The following is a 22,893-nucleotide window of genomic DNA, read 5'->3' on the forward strand; positions in this document are numbered from 1 at the left end:
TCTGATTTTTATTTTTTGTCAGAAAAAGCCGACCCTTTTGGCTCGACTTTTTTCTTTGGTTTAATTGGTGATGAAATCTTTTAAATGACTTTTTTGTTCTAAATTTTGATTGCCATAAATAATCGTACCAGCATCTTCATTTAATAACGCATCTAAATTATCTAAAGAGGTAATCACGGCTCTGGCATTTGGTTGTGCTTTGACAAAGGCTAAGGCGGCTTCCACTTTTGGCAACATACTCCCTGGAGCAAACTCGCCAGCTTTTTTATACGTTTCTAAAGTTTCAATATCCACTGTAGCGAGATTTTTTTGCGCCGGTGTATTAAAGTGAACCGCAACATTAGGTACACCAGTTAAAATGATTAGCTCATCGGCGGCAACGATTTCGGCGATTTTTTCAGAGGCAAAATCTTTATCAATGACTGCTTCTACACCAACTAGTCCCGCAGCTGTTGTAATGACGGGAATACCGCCACCACCACCTGCTACAACTAAAGTATCCGTTGCAACCAAAGCTTTAATCGTTTCAGCTTCAACGATTCCAATCGGTTTAGGTGAAGCAACAACTTTACGCCACCCGCGACCGGCATCTTCTTTGTATACGGCGTCGCTGATTTTCATTTCAGCTTGTGCTTTTTCGGCTGTCAAAAATGGGCCTACTGGTTTAGTAGGATTAACAAATCCCGGATCCTCCGCTGCTACGATAACTTGCGTTAAAAGCGCTGCAACGGGCTTTTCTAGTCCTCTTTTTTTTAATTCATTATCCAAAGCTTGTGTTAACCAATACCCAATGCTGCCTTGTGTCATGGCAACACTCGTATCCAATGGCATTTCTGGATTTTCCGGGGAAGCGGCTGCTTTTTGCTGTAATAATAAATTCCCTACTTGTGGACCATTGCCATGAGAAATCACTACTTTGTAGCCAGCTGCAACTAAACTAATCAAAGCAGTTGCAGTTTTTGCCAATGCTTTTTGTTGTCCAGTTGCAGTTGGATCGTCAGTTAAAATAGCATTGCCTCCTAAAGCGACGACAACTGTTTTTGTCATTATTATGCCTCCCCTTTAGGAATTTGTTGCGTAATACAGTGGATATTCCCACCACCTAATAAGATTTCACGGGCGTAAACACCAACGATTTTACGATCTGGATATAATGCTTGTAAAGTTTCTTTGGCCTTTTCATCCATTGCATCTCCAAATAACGGATAAATAATGCCGCCATTTGCCGTATAGTAATTCACATAACTAGCTGCTAGACGATCGCCCACTTGTCGTGGCAGAGTGCCATCTACCGCGTCAACACCGCCACTTTCTTCTTCATTAATTAAAATTGGTTTTGGAACATATAATTTTGTCACATTGATTTTACGTCCTTTGGCATCTGTTTCATTTTCTAAAATATCCAAGCATTCTTTTGAAATTTCATATTGTGGATCATTCTTATCATCTGTCCAGGCCAAAGCAATTTCACCAGGTGCCACAAAATTGGCAATATTATCAACATGGCCATTTGTTTCATCTAAATAAATACCACGTTTCAACCAAATCACTTTTTCAATATTCAAATATTCTTTTAAAATATTCTCAATCTGTTCTTTAGACAATTGTGGATTGCGTCCTTCTGATAACAAGCATTCTTCTGTCGTAATTAACGTACCTTCACCATCCACATGGATTGAACCACCTTCTAAAACGAAATCATTTAATCGATAGCGATCTTTCCATTCATTCTCACAAATTTTTTGAGCGACTTGATCATCTTTATCCCATGGAAAATACAGTCCATCTACTAAACCACCCCATGCGTTAAACGTCCAATCTACTCCACGGGTCTCGCCTTTGCCGTTGGTTACAAAAGTTGGTCCGCAATCTCTTACCCAAGAATCATCACTTGCAATTTCTACTACGCGAATATTGTCAGGTAACATATGCCGTGCATTATTGTACTGATCAAAATTTACTCCCATGGTTACAACTTCAAATTCCGCAATTGCTTTGGCTACTTCGACAAAAGCCTGTTGGGCAGGCTTGCCACCATCACGCCAGTTATCCGGACGTTGTGGCCATAACATGTAAACTCCTTCATGTGGTGCAAATTCTCCAGGCATTTTAAATCCATCTTGACGTGGTGAGCTATCAATTGTTTTCATCTGTAATGACTCCTTTTCCATGTTTTTCTTTTGCTGAATATCGGATTACAATTTCCCCAATAACAAAAGCCAAAATCGTACCGATTAAAACAGGTATTTTAGCATTCATTTCCGAGGCACTACCATCTAGGGGAACGATAGAAAAAATTAACGTAATAATTAATAAAATCATTGGGACAAAGGTCATAATTTTCATTAACCAGTTTGGTCCAGGGACTTTAAAAGGACGAACAGCATCGGGATCAATTTTTCGTAATTTTAAAAAGGCTGGAAACATCATAATATAAGAAAGTAATAAGGCTACGACATTTAATGAAAAGAAGGCCCAAAAAATATTTTCGTTTGGAATAAACGGTGCGGCAACAACCAAAATCGAAGCAATGACGCCATTGACAACTGAAGCTCCCACTGGCATATCATTTTTAGGATTTTCTTTTGCAAAAATGGCTGGCATATCTTGATTTTTAGCCGCATATAAAGCAACATAGTTTACCCCTAATGCCCATGAAATAAGATTAGCAGCAAGCGTGTACATAAATAAGATGCCAATAATCACTACAAATGGATTTAATCCGCCAACTAATAAAATAAAACTATCAATTAATCCCCCGGAAGCGGAAAGTTGATCTGCTGGTACAGCTGCCCCCATTCCAAAAGCGGCAAACAAATAGAAAAAGGCAATTAGAATTCCGCCATAAATAATTGCTTGGGGAATTTGCTTTTTAGGATTATCCATATCACTTGCTAAAGTAGTTACTACTTCAAAACCCAAGAAGTTAAATAAAATCACGGATAAAAAGCTTAAATTTTGAATATCAAATTTTGGTAACAAAGCCGCACCAGAAAAATCATTTGCCATCCCTTTCGTCATGGCATGGTAAATCCCTAAGATTCCCAAACAAACCATAATTGCCACTTTAGCAAAAGCCGCTAAATTTAAAATCCATTTACTATCACTAACAGGATAGCAGCTGACAATCGTTACAAACCAAATGAAAATCAACTGAATTAAAATTAAAACCGGTGTGCTTAACTGTAGCTGAAAAATTTGGCTTAAAACTTCTTGGAACAAAACTGCAAGACTTGCCATCCAAATTGGAAAATTAATCCAATAAAACCAAGCTACTCGAGCTCCCCAACGACGACCATAGGCTTTTTTTACCCAATCGTAAATGCCGCCTTCGTCATCATAAGTGGTACCAAGTTCTGCGGAGATTAAACCATAGGGTAGGAAAAATAAAATTAACAATAAGCCCCACCAGAAAAATTGCGAAGAACCGATTGCAGCGGCCGGCGCGGCAGACTCTACTACCAGAATAACAACTACGGCCATTAAGACCGCATCAAAAAGACGAAACTTTTTCTTTTCCTTCATAATCGTGCTCCTTTCAATGAGCCAAAGATGAAAAACTGCTGCAAACTTGACGCAGTTTATATGAAAGTACGTCAAGTTTGTCACAGCTTTTCAAATTTCAGAAAACTTGCTAGTCTTTACGTTCTAATTGACGTTTTGGTTGCAACATGTATTGCAATTCGCCATCAAATTTAGCAGCCAATGCATCATCGGCATAATCCAAATAAGGATTTAAGAAATAAACCAATAGTGCCCGCATTGCTGTCAAACGATTTTCGGCTTCATCTAAAACAACCGATTGACTGCCATCTAATACTTCATCCGTAACCTCTTCACCACGTGTGGCAGGCAAGCAATGTAAAAATTTAGCATCTGGTGCAGCTTTAGCCATTAATTCATCATTGACTTGATATTTAGGATAGAAAACATTCATCCGCTCTTCTTCTGATAATTCTGCTTCATACAAGCCATACCAAACATCGGTGTAAACAAAATCAGCATCTTTTAACGCTTTATCAGCATCTTCTGTGATTAAGACGCTACCACCAGATTTTTGGGCATTGGATTTGCCAATCGCCAACGTTTCTTCTTTAATTTGGAACCCTTTAGGCCCAAATTGAACAAAGTCCATTCCCATTTTTGTAGCCATAAACATTGTTGAAACACAAACTTGCGTTGCATCGCCAACAAAAACAATTTTACAGTCAGATAATTTTTTACCAGCTGGTAGATGTTCTGTCATGGTAATAATGTCGCCTAATTCTTGTGTTGGGTGGTTATAATCACTCATTCCATTAATAACTGGAATTGTCGCATCTTTGGCAAGTGCAACAACAGATTCATGACGTTCTACTCGTGCCATTAAAATATCTACTAAGCGAGATAATACTCGAGCTGTATCAGCTAGACTTTCGTGTCCACCTAATTGAATTTGACCAGGGGCTAAGTATTGCGCATGTCCCCCCAGTTGTGTCATTGCAGTTTCAAAAGATACACGCGTACGGGTAGAAGATTGTTCAAAAATCATCCCCAATGTTTTATTTTTAAGTAGCAAAGGATAATGCCCATGTTTGATACTATCTTTAATTTTTAAGGCTAATGCGATTAAATATTCAATTTCTGCTTTAGTAAAATCATTTGTGTCGATAAAATCTCTTTTTTGCATGGTATAACGCTCCTTTAGATAATTAATATAGTTGTCTTTACTCGAGTAATGCTTTTGACATACTCAGCATAGCGTGACACCAAGATTTTAGAAAGGGTCTTCAAAGTTTTAGAATGCAACTTGTGATAAAGAAAACATGTTACATTTCCCGTAACATGTTACAAGCAATTAAATAATAAGATTCAAAAGGCTTTTGTATAAACTTTCAATTATCTAAAAACTCTTTTTTTGCTAAGGTCAGAATTTTATTTGCGGAATTTTTGCCAGAAGATTATAGTGGAAGAGAAGCTGCTGCAGGTTTTAGCCAAAAAATGCTATTGTCATTTATTCCTTTCATTTCAGCTTGTAAAGACTGCTTTTGGCAGTTGCTCATTATTGTAAAGGAGGAGAGCTCATGTTTCGTGTTAGTGTGGGGGAAATTTTATGTCGTCTTGCTTTAGTGATTTTAACCAGTGGCATTATTGGTTTTGATCGCGAACAAAAAAATCGGCCAGCGGGAATGCGGACCCATATTTTAGTTGGAATCGGGGCGTGTATCATTGCCATGATGCAGCAAGAAATTGCCGCCCAAGCCGTTATCTTTGCTAAAAATAATCCGCAAATCGCAACTGTAATCCGGGCGGACCAGGCGCGTTTAATCGCGCAAGTGGTTAGTGGTATTGGGTTTTTAGGAGCTGGGACAATTGTTGTTACCCACCATTCCATTCGCGGGTTAACTACTGCTGCCTCGCTTTGGGCGACTGCAGGATTAGGTCTTGCCATCGGCATGGGGTATTATGCTATTGCCTTACTTAGTTTTATCGCGGTCATTGCAGTTTTGGTATTGCTAAAAAAAATCGTCCATGTCCCAACAAACAAAAATTTTCAAATTAAATATATTCATCCAGATGAAGCTGAACCTTTTATTCATGAATTTTTCAAAAGTCGCGGGATAAAAGCTATTACGACCGATTACTATGTGGATACCCAAGACGAAATCAAAATTTTCAGAAAAAATTATGCCATTGCTTTTATTAGTGCAGATAGATCGGCAGAAATTATCGATGGCTTAGCACAAAATGAAAATATTATAGCAGTTCGCGCTTTAGCCAAATAAATTGCTTTTTATGTATTCCCGATAAAATTTGTACCAACTACTAAAGGAGTCTATTATGACCTTTGATAAAATCCAACAAATCTACCCCGATGCGCGTTTTAGTAACATTGCCCTAGATGATCCAAAATTTTATTGTATCCCCCTTGAAGAAGGATATGCCTTACTCATTGCCAGTCAATTAAATGAAAATGAACGTAAATTGCTGCAGCTATTTTTACCTACTATTAGTGAACCAAAAGATGTCATCAGCCACCGTTTTTACCGCATCTTATTTAAAGGGGAAATTCCTAGTCACACAGGATACGTACGCATTTTGCAAATAAAAGTAAAAAGCGGCAAATCTTTTGAAAAAGCCGCTTGGCAGCATGCAGCAAGTGAAATAATCCAAACTGTTTCTGATAGTTTTTGGCTTAGTTTTGACACTTTTATTTTAGTCGAAAATAAAGACGTTGGAAATTTTTCAACCGATGAATTGTTTGGTATTTTCCAAGCGCTGGATAGCGACTTCAACTGTTACAGTCAAGTCTTTGTCGGAAGCTTCCACAAGATCAGCCAAGCATTGGCTATAGATTTTCAAACCGAACGCCAAATCTTTTTGCAACAATCTCATCGGAACAATAGTCAACAAAATTTTACACTTTCAAATTCAGCGATTATGTACCTGATTGGAGATACCATGGGGGAAATTACGTTGTTTAAAAACTTACATGACCGCTGGTTTAGTGACTCAGAGATGGTTTCCATTTTGGAAGCCTTGTGGCAGGCACAAGGAAATGTTAGTTCAGCTGCTAAGACGTTATTCTTACATCGTAATACCATTAGCTATCGGATTGATAAATTTCAAGAGGCAACTGGTTTAGACTTAAAAAAAATGGATGACCTGATGTTTTGTCATCTACTAATCACCTGTTTTTCTGAATTATAAATAAAAAAATCGTGCCCAGTTGTTTTGGGCGCGATTTTTTTGACGCATTTAGAAAAAATTAGTTTCCCTTTGCCAAGCTTGCCTTATGATCGCCCTTAATTTTAGCCAATAATTCGGGCTGTTCAAATAAATCTAAGGCTGTTTGAGCTAGAAGTTGTGCTGCAATAGCAATAGATGCCAATCCCTTTTCACTTTTAGCCGCTGCTTTAAATTCTTCAGAGTGACCGGCGATATAATCATCTGAAATAGAAACTGTCGGTTGAATTGTTGGAACAACTTGACTAACATTTCCGACATCAGAAGAGCCTAAACTTGTGCGTATTTCTGTTTCTATTTCCTCAGTTGGAATATTCAATTGGGCTAAATGGTTGAAAAACAATTCGTCAAAACTTGGAGTTACAATCACATCGTCGACTGAATTTTGGAAAAGACCAAATTCATAGCGCGCTCCAGTTGCTAATGCAGCGGCTTTTACCACATTTTCTACCTTTTGATATACTTCATTTAAAGTACTCCGATTTTTAGCCCGCAGATAAAAGCGGCCTGCCGCATATTCAGGAATTACATTGGCTGCTAGTCCACCATCAGTAATAATGCCATGAATGTTTACATCTTTTGGCAAATACAAACGTAAACCATTGATTCCATTGAAAACTTGTAATAATGCTTCTAAGGCACTAATCCCTTTTTCTGGTGCTCCGGCGGCATGGGAGGCACGCCCATAAAATTTAATGTCGACAGGATCATTGGCTAAAGAAGCTGTCGTTTTGCCATAATGGTAAGCTGGGTGAACACACAAGGCTGCATCAACATCAGCAAAGAAACCATCTCGTACAAAACTTCCCTTTGCTGAACCATTTTCGCCTCCTTCTTCACCAGGTGTACCATAAACGCGAATTTCGCCACCAAAATCTGCAATCAAATCTTTCAATGCACTCGCAGCTAAAACAGAATAGGTTCCAAAAAGATTGTGTCCGCAAGCATGACCAATTCCAGCTAATGCATCAAATTCGGCTAAAAAAGCAATCACGGGGCCAGGTTTGCCTGTAGTAAAGCGGGCGTCAAATCCTGTTCGGTGTCCGGCGACATCTTTTTTGACAGAAAATCCTTCTTTTTCCAATTGTCGAATTAATGCATCTGAAGAATAAAATTCATAATTACTGACTTCGGGATGCTGATGAATATCTAACGCAAGTTCTTGATAAGTTGGTAAATTCGTTGCAATAAATTCTTCAATGTGTTGTTTTCTTGTTGTTGTTGGCATACTGTTCACTCCTCAATTTTTTATAAATATAACCGAATCGTTTTAACGTGCAGTTTTCTTTTCTATTATTGAAATGCTACTTAATCACTTACGACCAAAAGTTTCCCACGCTGGTACACTTGAACCTTTTGACGTTTCTTCAATCACTTTTTTTGTTTCATTTGTTTGGTAGGCTGTTACAATTTTTTGATAAATTTTATTATTTTCATCTTCTTTACGTGCAACGATAATATTGACATAAGGTCGTGCGTTATCATCCACCGGTTCTAAAAAGATTGCATCTTTAGTAGGTGTAAATCCTGCATCAACTGCAACACCACTGTTAATAACAGAAATCGCAACATCTGATAAAGCCCGCGCTGTTTGCGCAGCATCTAATTCAGTGATTTTCAAATCTTTTTTGTTTTCTGTAATGTCAGAAACTGTGGGCGTTTGCTTTTTAGCTGGATCTACTTTAATTAAGCCGGCTGTTTGTAAAAGCAGTAATGCCCGTCCGCCATTTGTCACATCATTTGGAATCGCAACCTTAGCACCGTCTTTTAATTCTTTCACATCTTTTAGTTTGTCTGAATAAATTCCTAATGGTGCATTAACAGTATTCCCAATTGACACAAGATTGGTCCCATGTTCTTTGTTGTAATTATCTAAGAAAAATTGATGTTGAAAAGCATTCAAATCAATGGATTTATCCGCTAACGCTGCATTAGGCTGATTGTAGTCCGTAAATTTTACGTATTCTAAATTAATGCCGTCTTTTTTGAGACGTTCTTTTACATTATCCCAAACATCTGTATCTGAACCGATAACCCCTAATTTGACCGTCGTTTCTTTTGTATCATCCTTTGTTTTAGCATTTCCTTTTGAACATCCTGTGGCAACTAACAACAACGCGACTGCGACAAAGCCTAATTTGACTAATTTTTTCATTTTTTATTCCTCCAAATAATTTCGTATTCTAATGACTAATTTTTTTAATAATTTGATTGCTAATAAATTGACTGATAAAGACTAAAATTAATATCAACAGTGTTGCAACAATCGTCACGTCGGTTTGAAAACGATTATAGCCCCTAGAAATAGCTAGATTTCCTAAGCCGCCAGCTCCGACAGCTCCTGCCATTGTGGTTAAGCCAATAACGTTAATAATGGTTAGTGCACTAACACGGATGATTCCTGGCAAACCTTCTAATAAATACACCCTAAAAATAATGCCCACCGGACTTGTTCCCATTGCTTGCGCTGCCTCCACTACTCCTGAATCAACTTCTAACAGAGCATTTTCAATTTGACGAGCAAAAAATGGCACTACCCCCACCACTAAAGGTACTAAAGCGGCTTTTTCCCCAATAGTTGTCCCCACGATAAAGCGAGTAACTAAAGCTAAAAGCGACAGCATAATAATAAAAGGAATCGAGCGTACAATATTAATTAATTTATCTAGAACATTGTATAATGGCCGATTTTGTAAAATTCCACCAGGACGACTTACAACTAACACAACACCTAATAAAATCCCCAAAACGCCTCCAAACAATGCGGTCCAAAATGACATGTACAATGTTTGTTTGCTTGCTTCAATAAATTCGTCTGGTATTGCAAGTACATTGGGGAAATATTTTTCTAATAATGCCTGCATTCTAAAAACCTCCACTCACAACTTTGGCGCTTTCTTTCGAGTATTTTAAAACATTCGTATAAACGCCAAGTTTTTGTAAATGTTTTAAGGCTTGGCGTCGCTGATTTTCTTCTCCTGCCAACGTCACAACTAAACTTCCTAGTGGCACATCTTGAATAATTTCAACGTTGCCATATAAAATATTGGTCACAACTTGATAGCGGCTATATAGCTGTGCAATCAAAGGTTCATTGGTCTGATCGCCTACATACGCCAATTCCACTAACCATTCATTTTCTGCTAAGCGACTAAATTTTTCGCTTGTTAAAATAGTCTCGAGGGCTTGATCAATATGGGTTGCTGTCCGAATAAAATCGCGGGTTAATGCTTGCTTTGGTTGGCTAAAAACTTGAATACTGCTACCTTTTTCAATAATTTTGCCAGCTTCCATGACAGCGACTTTATTACAAATTTCTTTTACCACCTGCATCTCATGTGTAATTATGATAATTGTTAAGCCCAATTTCTTATTTAGATCTTTTAAAAGGGCTAAAATCTGTGATGTTGTTTTAGGATCAAGTGCACTCGTCGCTTCATCACATAATAAAATACTCGGATTATTCGCTAAAGCACGCGCAATCGCCACGCGCTGTTTTTGACCACCGGATAATTGTGCGGGATAACTATTTGCTTTATCTTTTATACCCACCAACGCTAATAGTTCATCGACTTTTTGTTGACGCTCCTGTTTGGATTTTCCTGTGTATTTAAGGGAGAATGCCACGTTTTCAAAAATCGTTCGACTATTCATCAAATTGAAATGTTGGAAAATCATCCCAATTTCTTTGCGTTTTTCTCGTAGTTTTTTATCCTTTAAGGCAGTTAATTCTGTATTATTAATCGTCACCGTACCCCTTGTTGGTCGTTGCAATAAATTAATCACACGCACTAATGTACTTTTACCGGCTCCTGAATACCCGACAATTCCATATACATCTCCTTTTTGGATATGCAAATCTACATCGGTAACAGCATTGATCACCTTATCTTTATCTTGGGTAAATGTCACCGAAATATTTTTTAAATCAATCATGTTTCTCCTCCTAAAAATCCGTCTTATGCCGTCTTTTCAAAAGCATCACATTCGTTTTTGCCCCATTATCTTCATCCTTTCAAAAAATCATTGATACAAAAAAAGCATCCTCAAACAAAGAAATTTTCTTTGCTTGAGGACGCTTTTTGCGTGTTACCACCTCATTTTGAATTTAGCTCACGCTAAATTCCTCTTCAAGTACTAGCATACTCTAGCGCTGTAGCGGGCGCCCCCGTTATCTTCTTACTTCTTAGCTCGAAAATAATTTACTATCAGGCCATTTTCAACAACTTCATTTTTACTTCTTCTCAGCTACCGAAGCTCTCTGTTAAAAAAATTCACTGTCTACTTACCTGGTCATCGTAATTTATATATAAAAAAAAGCCCTTTTATAGAAAATAATCTATAAAAGGACGAATAATCGTGTTACCACCTTTGTTTGAAAGCTATGCTTTCCTCTATCCAACGTTTACCAAATATCCCGTAAAGTATTGGTGTTTCTTTTAACGGTGAAACATTCCGAAGCTGCCTACTTATCGACATACTTTTTCTCCAAGGCCATTTTCAGTATTTTGTCCATAACACTTTCCACCAACCAGTGTCTCTCTAAAATGTCCGCCAAACTTACTTTCCTCATCAACGAAAGTTTATTTATTTGTTGAAATGAAGTTTACGCTAGTCAAATTTTTTTGTCAACAAAAAAAATATTTTTTTTCGCTCATTGTCTGTATATGCGCTGAAAAGTCGGTCAATTCAAGTTTTAATAAACAAAAAAATTTTGCTGCTACAAAAAATGAAACCATTTTCAAAAAAGTGCACAAAAAAAATGACTGATTTTGTGCATTCTGACCTAACAAATAAAAACGGTTACATATATACTAAGTTCATAGCAAAACAATAAAAAGAAAAAGAGGTAATCATTATGGTACAAATGGCATTAAATCATGTCTATAAAAAATACGACAATGCGGAAAACTATTCCGTTACAGATTTTAATTTGAATATCGCAGATCGTGAATTTATCGTTTTCGTTGGTCCTTCAGGTTGTGGTAAATCAACAACTTTACGAATGATTGCTGGCCTTGAAGATATTACAGAAGGCGAACTTTCAATTGGCGAAAAAGTCATGAATGACGTTGCACCAAAAGATCGCGACATCGCCATGGTATTCCAAAACTACGCATTATACCCACATATGACAGTATTTGATAACATGGCTTTTGGTTTGAAATTACGTAAATATGACAAAGCAGATATTAAAACACGGGTTGAAAATGCGGCTGAAATTTTAGGCTTAACAGAATATTTAGACCGTAAACCTGCCGCTTTATCTGGTGGACAACGTCAACGGGTTGCGCTAGGTCGTGCAATCGTTCGTGATGCAAAAGTCTTCTTAATGGATGAACCTTTGTCAAACTTAGATGCAAAATTACGTGTTGCCATGCGTGCTGAAATTGCGAAATTACACCAACGCTTAAACACAACTACAATTTACGTAACCCATGACCAAACTGAAGCTATGACAATGGCTGACCGAATTGTTATCATGAAAGATGGTTTTATCCAACAAATCGGCACACCGCAACAAGTATACGATACACCGGTAAATGTCTTTGTTGCAGGCTTCATTGGCTCTCCTGCTATGAACTTCTTCAACGTTACATTAAATAACGGAGTAATCACAGATGGATATGGCTTAAAATTACGTATTCCAGAAGGAAAAAATAAAATTTTAGTTGAAAAAGGTTACGAAGGAAAAGAAGTTATCTTTGGTATTCGTCCGGAAGATATTCACTCTGAACAAGTCGCAATTGACGCTTCACCAGAAGCAACAGTTAACGCTGAAGTCGTTGTTTCAGAATTACTTGGAGCAGAATCCATGTTGTATACAAAAACTGGCGAAACTGAATTTGTATCAAAAGTTGATGCCCGTGACTTCCATAAACCAGGTGAATTCATTGACCTTGCTTTCAATATCAATAAAGCTCATTTCTTTGATAAAGATAGCGAAAATGTTATTAAATTACCTTAATCTTGTTCATTTCTTATTTTCCCATAAAGGCAAAAAACGTTCGCAAATGCGAGCGTTTTTTGTTTTGTCGTTTACATAAATAGCCAATTATTCACAATTATGTTTTTATAAATAATTGGCTTAAAAAAAACCGTCTCTTAAAAAGAGACGGTTCACTTATTTAATTACGCTGCTAATTCTTCGGCTTTTTCTTGTTCTTCTTTCAACAATTTATTGTCATAGAATTTGATGAATGGAAACCAGATTGCAAAAGCTAGTATTGCACACAATACAGCTAAAACAGCTGCTTTCCAATCACCACCAGAACCAATGAATGCACCAATTCCTACTGGAGATGGCCAAGGCATTTGCGCTAGCATTGGTTTAACAATTTCAAATTTAATAGCAAAATAGGCTAAAGATGCTGAAGCCATTGGTGCTAAGAAAAATGGTAAAGCCAAAAATGGATTGTAAACAATTGGCATACCAAAAATAATTGGTTCATTGATATTAAAAATGCCCGGCACAAGCGAAGCTTTTCCTAAAACCTTTAATTGATCTGATTTTGCCATGAAAGCAATAAAAATAATCAATCCTAACGTTGCACCAGAACCACCAACAGTTACATAAGAGTTATTAAATTCACCAGCTAGTGGATAATTTGCTCCCGCCGCATTGGCAGCCATATTGGCTAGTACAATTGGAGTTAGAAAAGAAGTAATAATATTTGCTCCATGAATTCCGACAATCCATAGTGCATGGATTAAGAAGTAAATCACCATGATTCCTAGCCATGTATTGGTTAAATTCGTCACAAAACTAAATGGAATGTAGATGACTTTAAAAATATCTGTACCAAGGGCAATCAAAACGCCGTTAATAATCATTACAACAAAAGCGATTACAAAAGTTGGGATTAAAGCGGTAAAAGAACGTGAAACACCTGGTGGCACAACATCTGGCATTTTAATTACTAAATTACGTTTTACACACAAGCAATATAATTCAACTGCAATAACGGACATGATAATACCAGTAAAAATACCAGACGTCCCCAGACGATCAGCAAAAGACCCCATACGAATCCCATTTACTACTTTTTCAGTATCGGTAATTGAGTTAACTAACGTCATTTTACCTCCTTCCCAGACAATTTCAGGGATACACATAAAGAATGCAAAAACTGCCAAAAGTGCACCCGTTAATGGGTTAACATTTAAGCCTTGTTCATCTCGTTCAATGGATGTCAATTCATAAGCGAAAACGATTGCAAAATAAATAGCTAAAATACCCATTGTCATAGTATTTGCTACCATATATAAATCACTGATCTTGAAAAAACTAGCTTCAAATATTCCCTCTAATCCAGAAAATGCTACCGGTAACACATTTAAAACCAAAAACATTGAACCAACAATAGTAAATGGAATGGAAGCCATCCCGGCTGCCATAACCGCACGAACAATTTTCATTTGGGCGACTTTCCCCATCGGTCCCATTAAATATTTTTGTAAAAAATTAAACATATCTTACTCCCCTTTCATAGGTATAACGTTTTTTCATATTGTTTAATCCGTTGATAGTGCTTGTCATGATTACTACTGATATCACGTAAACGATGTTGAATCCATAAACATAAGAAACAACCAATTAAAAGAGCTGCCACGATAAAAGCACGGCCATTTATTCCTTGCTTCATAAAAGGAAATAATGTATGAAATAATGGCGTAAAAGTGGCGAGTAACAATCCAACATTGACGATTAACTGCAACCAGTAATAACCTGTTGTGCGCGGTGTTACATTTTTTGGGGTACTGTACAACTTTGCTTGTTCAAAGACAGCTGGTAAAATACCAAGAATTAAAAGAGCTGGAATAAAGATCGTTTTTCCCTGAACTAAAAACAGTGCAATCAACCAGTATAAATTAATAAAGAAAAAGCCCGCGCTCAGATACCGAACGAAAAGATAACGATTAAAATACATTGTTTTAAGACTTAGCTTTTTACGATCTAAATCGAGGGCTTTTTTATCGGCATCTTTCATGATTTTACCTCCTTTTAATTTTTTTGATTTTGTGCATTTTGCTCATAAAGATATTTCATTTCTTGGGCAACTTCTAGTAGCGTCATCGTAGTCATCAAGTGATCTTGTGCATGAACCATAATGATCTCCATTTCAATTTTTTTGCCACCTGCATAATCTTTTAATAACGCGGTTTGTGATTTATGTGCTTGTAAAATTTCTTCATTCGCCTCATTTAAAAGCTGTTCTGCATTACTAAAATCATTTTTCCTCATGGCAGCAAAGGCTTTATGAATAGTAGTACGAGCATTTCCACTATTTAAAATAATTTCAAAAGCTGCTACTTGAATTTCTTCACTACTCATCACATTTTCATTGGCTGGTGTCATAATTTTCCTCCTCCCTTTCTTACATTAATTGCAAAAATAGTTGACTAAAATTGGTAAAAGTTGGTTCTGCTAACATTTTTTCTTGAAACGGTAAGCAATCTACTAATTTGACAATCGCTTTAGTCATAACGGTGATTCCTTTATTTTCAATATAAGAAGGCGAAATCAAAAAGACAAAGTGAATTTTTTTTTCTTCATCCCAGCTCATTCCCCTTGGAATCAGCGCCACAGCAATTTTGGTAGAAATTCCCACCGGTAGTGCTGGATGTGGGACAACAATGCTTTCACTAAAAATAATCTGTCCCATTTGTTCACGATGATTAATCTGTTCTAACAATTCTTTAGGATAATTTTCAGCTTCATTAACACGCAATAATTCTGCCAATTCTTGTAAGACCTGCTCCTTGGTTGGCACAATGTCGTAAAGTTTAAAATACTTTTCCCCCATCTGTTCTGTGAGCATATTTTGTTTACGCTGATCTTTTCCGTCATTTAATTTAAGATTTATCATTTGTCGATTTTTGGTACTAATTTTATGAATCGTTTTCCGAATTCTTGCAACATCCTCATCATTTAGAAAAACACTAACATGAATAACTGGAATGGGAAAAACCATAGCCGAAAGATCAATCGAAGAAATGATTAAATCTGCATCATTTAAACTAGTCTCATTAATTTCGTAATACCCCTGAACATTGGTAATTGTAATATGGTTATCAAATTCGTTAACAACACGATTTTTTAACAATTGTGCGCTGCCATAACCCGTAGCACAAATAATCAAAGCATGGACTTTTTGCATGTCTTTAGCTTTTTCCATCGCTGCCATTACATGTAAAGTTAAATACGCCCATTCATCATCGGTAATTTGATAATCTTTTAAAACTGGCATCTGACCTAAATAGTTTTTGGTTAGCTCAAAGGCCTGGGGATAATTACTTTTTATTTCACTTGTCAATGGATTATCTAAAGAAATTTTTCTTTCAAGCCGAACTAGCATTGGCTTTAAATGATCCAATAGACCACTTTTCAACTGATAATCTTCGTTTAGAGAATAACCTAGGCTGTTACTTAATAGTGCTATAGCCTGAGTTAGCGCTCCCGTTAGTTCTTGATTTTCTTCTACAACCGGATGATTTGATTTTGCCATTAAGTGTAAGGCAAGATAAGATATCTCTTCTGAGGGAAAAGCGATTTTAGAAAACACCTCGATCCGACTGACTATTTTTCTAGCAACTTCATACTCTATCTTTTCAGAAATGTCAGCTGCTATTCCGAGTTCCTTGATTTCAAAACCTTCTTTTAAACGCTTAATACTTAAGGCAAGATGCAGAACTAAATTTTGAATAATAATGTCAGATATTTTTAACTTTTCCTCTCTAATTTCATCCAAAATGATAATCGTCAATTCTTCAAAACTAATATCTTGAAAAAGCGGGCTATTACCTAGATACTTTTTAAGCGAATTGGTATAATTTTTCCCAAAAAAAGTATCTAAAATGAAATGGCGTTTACTCCGTTCATCCCCTTTAACAAAAAGACCCACGCCATGCTTTGAAGCAAGTGTTAACGTATACGGTTTTAGTTTCTCTTTGATTTCTTGCATATCTTTGCTCAAAGAAGAACGACTAATAAATAATTCTTCAGCCAAGTCATCTAAATTTATAGTTGCCTCTTCTAGTAGCAACTTATTTAGAATATAATTTTCCCGATCTGTAATATCAGAAATCAAGGGTGCTTTTTCTTCACTATTTAAGGTAATGCCTTGTTTTGCTAAAAAAAGATCGAAATTCAATTTATTTACAATAGTCAAACAATAACCATAACCTTGTTTAGCAGTGATCACACCCCCATTTTCTGCAATAAGTTCTTTTAGACGCGTGATATATGTGCGGACGGTACGGTCAGACAATGACAACTCAGAGGCCAAATGTTGGCTAGTGACAAAATCACCTTGATACTGGATTAAGTGCAAGAGCAATTCTCTTTCCTTTGGTCTCATTATCTTCCCTCATTTTCTAAATATTTTCTTCAATAACTTCACTTAGTTTTTGAATACCAGTTGGAATTGGCACGTAAGCTTGAAATGGGATACTAACAACAGGCTTCCCAACTTCTGACCCTAATTTTTTGAATTTATCTAAAAACATAGTTGTTTGTGGCGAAATTAAAAATAAATCAAAATCACTGGTTTTAATCATTTTGTCCCCTTCTGTCGCAGAGACAGCATCGACAACAATTTCTTCTCCTTTGTTTTTAAAATATTCCGTTGTTTTTGCAGCCATCATTGAAGATGACATCCCCGCAGCACAAATTATTAAAGCTTTTTTCATATCCATACACTCCTCAAAATTTTCTAAATTTTTTCACCATTTGTTTGAATTACTTCTTGATACCAATAAAATGAATCTTTTTTACTTCTTGCTAAAGTCCCGTTTCCTTTATTATCTTTATCAACGTAGATAAAACCATAACGTTTTTCCATTTCTCCGGTTCCAGCCGAAACTAAATCAATACAGCCCCAAGGGGTATATCCCATCAAGTGAACCCCATCTTCAATTACGGCTAACTTCATTTGTTCAATATGTGCTTTTAAATAATCAATGCGGTACTCATCATGGACACTGCCATCTGCTTCTTTTTTGTCGTAAGCACCAAACCCATTTTCGACAATGAATAATGGCACGTGATACATGTCTGTGAACCAGTTTAACGAATAACGTAACCCAACCGGATCGATTTGCCAGCCCCAATCAGAGGCTTTAACAAATTCATTACGTACTAAATCTTTTGTCTCATCATAATCGTAGTGAACATTTTCTTCATGATGAACAACTGCATGCGACATATAATAACTAAAACCAATATAATCAACCGTGCCTTCTTTCAAAGCTTTTTCATCTTCACGTGTAAAATCAATTTTAATTCCTTTACGTTCCCAATACTTCAAGATGTGATTTGGATAAAAACCGTGAACATGGACATCACAAAAGTAATAACGTTTCTCCATTGATTTTATTGACATCAACGCATTTTCAGGCTTGTCATTTACCGCATATAATGGCGCAAAAGCAATCATACAGCCAATTTGAAAATCTGGATTAATAGCTTTCCCAATTTTTACTGCCTTAGCACTAGCAACAAGCTCATAATGAGCAGCCTGATACATAATGGCTTCTCTATCTTCTCCTTCTTGATAAAAAATACCAGAGTTTGTAAATGGAGCAAAATCTTCATGGAAGTTTGCTTGATTATTGATTTCATTAAAAGTCATCCAATATTTCACTTTGTTTTGGTATCGTTTAAAGCAAACTTCAGCAAAGCGGAGGAAAAAGTCAATTAACTTACGATTACGAAAGCCACCATACTCTGTTACCAAATGATACGGCAATTCGAAATGAGACAACGTTACAACCGGTTCAATATTATGCTTCAAACATTCATCAAATAAGTCATCATAAAATTTCAAACCCGCTTCGTTAGGCTCAGTCTCGTCTCCGTTAGGAAAAATCCGCGTCCACGCAATTGATGTTCGAAAGCATTTAAAACCCATTTCTGCAAAAAGAGCAATATCTTCTTTATAACGATGATAAAAATCTATTCCCTCATGATTTGGATAATACTCATTGGGTAAGACACCATCTGTAATGGCGCGATAATGGGTTGGTGAACCGACAGTCATAACGTCAGCAACACTGACACCTTTACCACCAGCTTGCCACGCACCTTCTAATTGGTGAGCTGCAACTGCCCCACCCCAGAGAAAATCTTTTGGAAAATTAGTTGTCATTTATTCTCCTCCTTATTTGTTATTTACATACATAGTATATTTTGGAAACGCTTTCCAAACAAACGGAATATTTCCTTAGTACTCCGGAAAAAAATTCCATTATCCTTTTTAAAACGGCATTTTGTAAAAATATCAAATTAGTCTATTTTCGTATGATTTCATAAAAAAACAACGAATAATAAGTTTGACGTTATCTAATCATAATATCAAATTATTAGGTAATAAATTTATTTATTTACCCATTTGTACATTACAAAACTTTTGACAAACCAAAAGACCATCGTGGTTAAAGATGAACTTTAACTACGATGGTCTTTTCACTAGCGAAAATAATCTTTCGCAAGTTTTTCATAAATCACTTGTTCTTTTGGATTTGGTACAAACTGGTATTCTGCTCTTTGTGCGGGTATTTCTGGCTCGAAATACAAATAGTACAAGCCAAAAATGGGCTCGTTTTCTGGCGCATAAATACACTTGGCACCCAAAATTGTACTAGCCAACTGCGCAAGTTCCGTCGTTTTAAAAAAGCCACCGCTTACTGATAACACTTGCTTTGGTGCTACCAATTTTACTAAACGCCTAATATTTAATAGCATCCCTTCAATGACACTGCGTAATAAATCTTCACGTGTATGTTGTAGAGTTAAGTTATAAAACCCGCCCCTTACTGTTTCATCCCAAAGTGGTGCTCTTTCACCATTTAGATAAGGCAAAAAGCGTAATCCCTTCGCACCGATCGTCGTTTTTTCTAGTAGCTCTGGTAATTGGGTAAAAAATGAAGAGGAATCTTTTGCTAATTGCGCAGCTGACCACTCCAATAATGACGCACCGTTATTAGAAGGTGCACCAATTACAAAGTATTTTTCATTCAAATAGTAACAAAAATTTTGTTTATTTGGTTCTAATTGCGCAGTGGTAACAATTTGTCGGACTGCTGCACTCGTTCCAATTGTTAAACTGGCTGTTCTTTTCGTGCGATAAAAACTGGCATAAGCCGCCAGCGTGCCATCGCTAGCACCAACTGCAACTTTTATCCTTGGTGCAAAACCAAAGTGTTTAATTTTATCTGTCTTCATAGCCAGTGTTTTCGTCGTGTCGACAATTTCAGCTAATTGATTTGGCTTAATTGCCAGATAAGATAGAATTTCTGTACTCCACGTTTTCTTTTCCAAATCATAATATCCTGTAGCTGAAGCACAAGCGCGATCAATGATAAATTCCCCAGTAAAGTATTCCAAGACCAGTTCTTTTAACCCCGACCATTGCGTCACTTCTTGATATTTATTAGTTTCTTTAAAATAAAGCAGTTTTGCAAAAGGCGACATTGCATGAATCGGTGTGCCTGTTAGTTGATAAAAATCTTTCGCTAATTTTGTTTTAGAAAATTCCGCAATCGTTTCTCCTGCCTGTAAGTCTGACCACAAAAAGACCCTTTGACTATTAGCCGGCCGTAAACTGTGCATTGCCGTACTAAAACTCATTATTGAAATTTTTTTTCGTAGATCTTTCGGAATTAGAAAAATTCCTTTTTCTAACAAAGCGATAATTTCTGAGGCACGTTGGTATCTTGCTGCTTTATCTTCATAAGTCGTTAATTTCACACTCGTTTCAAACAATAGTTGTTGCTCATAAATTACCCCTAGCTTAATTGCTGTGGTTCCAATATCGATTCCTAAAAATACAGCCAAATTTATCCACCTCTATTTTAGCTCACTTCATGTTATTCTTCTTATTCTAGCATAAGAGTGTTTCTCTCTAAAATAAAGTGACGTTAAAAATGCGAACTATACCTCCTAACTTTTAGTCATAACGATTTTATTGCAGTCAAATCAATTTTTTTCGTGTGGAAAGTTTATACTTCCTTTACAGAACAAAAAAAGACGTCGAAATATTATCGACGTCTTGAAGATTCATTACATTAACGGTGAATATAAGTTAAGCCAGATGCGCTTAATGTTTCGATGTTTGGACCAGTTGGTGATGAGAAGCCCATACCACCTTGTGAAATTGTAATTGTGTTGTTGGCTGCATTGTATGATTCAACGTAAGCTACATGACCATAAACTGGATCAGCATTCCAACTACCAACACTTTGGCCACCAGCAAATACTACAACTGCTCCAGCAGCTGGTGTTCCATCAACGCGGTAACCATCAGCAGCTGCTGAACCACCCCATTGTGCACCATTACCCCAGTAAGTACCTACCCAAGGAGCAACTTGTTTTACATACCAAGTACATTGTCCTTGTGCATACATATTACCTGAGCCAGAATGATCGATTCCATTACCTGAACCACCCCAGTTATTATTACCAGAGTCGTTATTATCATTGTTTGTATCGTTATCATTTGAATTATTATTATTGTTATTATTACCAGTATTACCTGTTTGGTTATCTTGCGCAGGTTTATTTGTTTCAGTTGATCCTGCAGTTGAACCAGATTCATTATTAGCAGGAGTAGTAGTTTCTTGTTGTGCTTGTGCTGCTAATTTTTCTTGACGAGCTGCTTCTTTTGCAGCAGCTGCAGCTTTTGCTTCTTGTTCTTTGCGGATACGAGCTGCTTCTGCTTCTGCTTGAGCTTTTTGTTTATTTAATTTATCTTTGTCGCTTTTAGCAGTTGCTTCTTCAGCAGCTAAGTTAGCTTTTAAGACATTTAATTCGGCTTGCTTATTGGCAATCGCATTTTTTTGTGTTTCTAACTCTTTTTGGTTAGCAGCTAGTGCGTTAACTTTTTCTTCATTTTCTTTAACTTTTGTTTCAACTGCTTGTTTGTCACGTTTTTGTTGGGCAACCAAGTCGTTGTTGGCCTTAACAATTGTTGTCATCGCTTGAACGCGACCAATAGCATCTGATAGAGAGTCAGACTCAACAACTGCATCGATAAAGTTTGTGCTTTGACCGTTCACTTGAACATCGCGAGCTTGTTTTTTGATTGCTTCTTCGCGTTTAGCAATTCGCACTTTTAATGTAGCGATTTTATCTTGCAATTTCATTGTGTCTTCATTTAATTTAGCTTGTTTATTTTCTAAGTCGCTGACTTTTTCAGCAACTGCGGCAATTTCAGCTTCTAATGAACTAATTTGATTGGAAACATCAGCCTGTTGACCTTGTAAGCTGTTAATTTTTTGATCCTGTGCTTCAATTTTCTCATCAATAGTATCTGCAAAGGCTACATTACTTGGTACGGCTGCAAGTGTTAATGAGCAAACTAATAATGCTGATAACAAACTCTTCTTCACGTAAAATTCCTCCGAATGGCGTCTTATTTTCTTATTTAATAAATAATAATTACAGGTTAAAAATTTCTCTTCTCTTTTAACGCTAAGAGCAGTTTAACACAGTGATATGTCAAACAAATAATAGCTATGTTACAAAAACATTTCAAAACACAATGTTTTTTTTACAATTGTCAAAAAAGCACTATTCCATTATTTATAGTGATTAATAACTATACTTTTTATTATTTCTTGTTCTTTTTAATCAAGAAAAGATGAAAACCATTCAATTATCCAACCTTTTTTCAATTGAAAGCCAAAAAATTTTTTTCTTTGTAAAATAATTTTTAATCTGAAATGAACACTATAAAGACGCTAGGAGAAAAGTTGAGTGGACTTTTTTCCTAGCGTCTTTTTTATCACAATATAATAAGGGGAAGATTACGATTTGCATGACCTAAAATACTTCATAATATTTAACTTTAACAGCTTTCAACTTAACGGCTAGCACTTAAATCATTCTATTTATTTACGAAATTTCCAAAAGATTGGCGCAGATAATGACAAAATTCCACCCAAAATAACTAGCCAAACATTTTCTTTTTCACCCATCTTAGGTAATAGTTTTTGCTTTTTCGTTTCTAAAATTGAACTTTCATCTTTCTCAACGTTACCTTGCTGCTTTGGTTTACTTGGTTCACTTGGGTCACTTGGCTCACTTGGCTCACTTGGCTCACTTGGCTCACTTGGCTCACTTGGCTCACTTGGCTCACTTGGCTCACTTGGCTCACTTGGCTCACT

At 36.5% G+C, this 22,893-nt stretch carries 20 protein-coding genes and 2 other annotated features; of the genes, 3 read left to right on the plus strand and 17 right to left on the minus strand.

Annotated features, from left to right (window positions below; all coding sequences use genetic code 11):
* Positions 1-60: 60 nt before the first annotated feature.
* The 4 genes from arcC to ptcA all read right to left on the minus strand — a co-directional run bounded on the left by arcC (position 61) and on the right by ptcA (position 4,669).
* Complete coding sequence (gene arcC / locus K4422_RS02570; protein WP_230708943.1) at positions 61-1,047, minus strand: carbamate kinase; 987 nt, start codon at positions 1,045-1,047, stop codon at positions 61-63.
* A 2-nt stretch (positions 1,048-1,049) separates the two neighbouring features.
* Positions 1,050-2,150 carry an agmatine deiminase gene (gene aguA / locus K4422_RS02575; RefSeq protein WP_206903813.1) on the minus strand — a complete coding sequence of 367 codons (1,101 nt, stop codon included), beginning with the start codon at positions 2,148-2,150 and terminating at the stop codon, positions 1,050-1,052.
* Positions 2,137-3,525 carry an APC family permease gene (locus K4422_RS02580; protein WP_230708945.1) on the minus strand — a complete coding sequence of 463 codons (1,389 nt, stop codon included), beginning with the start codon at positions 3,523-3,525 and terminating at the stop codon, positions 2,137-2,139. The genes aguA and K4422_RS02580 overlap by 14 nt, the downstream gene beginning before the upstream one ends.
* A 109-nt stretch (positions 3,526-3,634) precedes the next feature.
* Positions 3,635-4,669: a putrescine carbamoyltransferase gene (gene ptcA / locus K4422_RS02585; RefSeq protein WP_230708947.1), complete on the minus strand. Its 1,035-nt coding sequence runs from the start codon at positions 4,667-4,669 to the stop codon at positions 3,635-3,637.
* A gap of 394 nt (positions 4,670-5,063) precedes the next feature.
* Here ptcA and K4422_RS02590 point away from each other — a divergent pair, with 394 nt between their 5' ends.
* The gene (locus tag K4422_RS02590) at positions 5,064-5,765 is read left to right on the plus strand and encodes an MgtC/SapB family protein (RefSeq protein WP_230708951.1); all 702 of its coding nucleotides are present in this window, start codon (positions 5,064-5,066) and stop codon (positions 5,763-5,765) included.
* Positions 5,766-5,820: 55 nt separating this feature from the next.
* Positions 5,821-6,690 carry a helix-turn-helix domain-containing protein gene (locus tag K4422_RS02595; protein ID WP_230708953.1) on the plus strand — a complete coding sequence of 290 codons (870 nt, stop codon included), beginning with the start codon at positions 5,821-5,823 and terminating at the stop codon, positions 6,688-6,690.
* A 58-nt stretch (positions 6,691-6,748) separates the two neighbouring features.
* Here the strand turns inward: K4422_RS02595 and K4422_RS02600 are convergent, their stop codons facing one another.
* The 4 genes from K4422_RS02600 to K4422_RS02615 all read right to left on the minus strand — a co-directional run bounded on the left by K4422_RS02600 (position 6,749) and on the right by K4422_RS02615 (position 10,662).
* Complete coding sequence (locus K4422_RS02600) at positions 6,749-7,954, minus strand: M20 family metallopeptidase (protein ID WP_230708955.1); 1,206 nt, start codon at positions 7,952-7,954, stop codon at positions 6,749-6,751.
* Between the two features lie 84 nt (positions 7,955-8,038).
* The gene (locus tag K4422_RS02605; protein WP_230708958.1) at positions 8,039-8,881 is read right to left on the minus strand and encodes a MetQ/NlpA family ABC transporter substrate-binding protein; all 843 of its coding nucleotides are present in this window, start codon (positions 8,879-8,881) and stop codon (positions 8,039-8,041) included.
* Positions 8,882-8,909: 28 nt separating this feature from the next.
* Complete coding sequence (locus K4422_RS02610) at positions 8,910-9,590, minus strand: methionine ABC transporter permease (RefSeq protein WP_230708961.1); 681 nt, start codon at positions 9,588-9,590, stop codon at positions 8,910-8,912.
* Between the two features lies 1 nt (position 9,591).
* On the minus strand, positions 9,592-10,662 hold the full coding sequence (locus K4422_RS02615) for a methionine ABC transporter ATP-binding protein (protein ID WP_206903805.1): 1,071 nt from the start codon (positions 10,660-10,662) through the stop codon (positions 9,592-9,594).
* Between the two features lie 132 nt (positions 10,663-10,794).
* Positions 10,795-11,032, minus strand: a binding site (T-box leader).
* A 36-nt stretch (positions 11,033-11,068) separates the two neighbouring features.
* Positions 11,069-11,311 (minus strand) — a binding site (T-box leader).
* A gap of 273 nt (positions 11,312-11,584) precedes the next feature.
* Between K4422_RS02615 and K4422_RS02620 the strand changes: the two genes are divergently transcribed.
* Entirely contained in the window at positions 11,585-12,694 is a 1,110-nt protein-coding gene (locus K4422_RS02620; protein WP_206903804.1) for an ABC transporter ATP-binding protein, read from the plus strand.
* A 164-nt stretch (positions 12,695-12,858) separates the two neighbouring features.
* Here K4422_RS02620 and celB read toward each other — a convergent pair whose 3' ends face one another.
* The 9 genes from celB to K4422_RS02665 all read right to left on the minus strand — a co-directional run.
* Positions 12,859-14,199 carry a PTS cellobiose transporter subunit IIC gene (celB, locus tag K4422_RS02625; RefSeq protein WP_230708963.1) on the minus strand — a complete coding sequence of 447 codons (1,341 nt, stop codon included), beginning with the start codon at positions 14,197-14,199 and terminating at the stop codon, positions 12,859-12,861.
* 14 nt (positions 14,200-14,213) lie between these two features.
* Positions 14,214-14,717: a hypothetical protein gene (locus K4422_RS02630; protein ID WP_230708965.1), complete on the minus strand. Its 504-nt coding sequence runs from the start codon at positions 14,715-14,717 to the stop codon at positions 14,214-14,216.
* Between the two features lie 14 nt (positions 14,718-14,731).
* Positions 14,732-15,085 (minus strand): PTS cellobiose transporter subunit IIA, encoded by a 354-nt coding sequence (locus tag K4422_RS02635; protein WP_396139427.1) that lies wholly within the window; start codon positions 15,083-15,085, stop codon positions 14,732-14,734.
* Positions 15,086-15,104: 19 nt separating this feature from the next.
* Positions 15,105-17,087 carry a BglG family transcription antiterminator gene (locus K4422_RS02640; protein ID WP_230708968.1) on the minus strand — a complete coding sequence of 661 codons (1,983 nt, stop codon included), beginning with the start codon at positions 17,085-17,087 and terminating at the stop codon, positions 15,105-15,107.
* A gap of 16 nt (positions 17,088-17,103) precedes the next feature.
* On the minus strand, positions 17,104-17,418 hold the full coding sequence (locus tag K4422_RS02645) for a PTS cellobiose transporter subunit IIB (RefSeq protein WP_230708972.1): 315 nt from the start codon (positions 17,416-17,418) through the stop codon (positions 17,104-17,106).
* Positions 17,419-17,441: 23 nt separating this feature from the next.
* Positions 17,442-18,875: a 6-phospho-beta-glucosidase gene (locus tag K4422_RS02650; protein WP_230708975.1), complete on the minus strand. Its 1,434-nt coding sequence runs from the start codon at positions 18,873-18,875 to the stop codon at positions 17,442-17,444.
* 320 nt (positions 18,876-19,195) lie between these two features.
* On the minus strand, positions 19,196-20,563 hold the full coding sequence (locus tag K4422_RS02655) for a gluconokinase (RefSeq protein WP_230708977.1): 1,368 nt from the start codon (positions 20,561-20,563) through the stop codon (positions 19,196-19,198).
* Between the two features lie 230 nt (positions 20,564-20,793).
* Positions 20,794-22,116, minus strand: a complete 1,323-nt coding sequence (locus K4422_RS02660; protein ID WP_206903802.1) for a CHAP domain-containing protein — start codon at positions 22,114-22,116, stop codon at positions 20,794-20,796.
* A gap of 501 nt (positions 22,117-22,617) precedes the next feature.
* Positions 22,618-22,893 (minus strand): LPXTG cell wall anchor domain-containing protein (locus tag K4422_RS02665; RefSeq protein WP_230708980.1); only part of this gene is annotated, 276 nt, incomplete at its 5' end.

Source organism: Enterococcus sp. SMC-9, assembly GCF_021011285.1.
Classification (GTDB): Bacteria; Bacillota; Bacilli; order Lactobacillales; family Enterococcaceae; genus Enterococcus_C; species Enterococcus_C montenegrensis.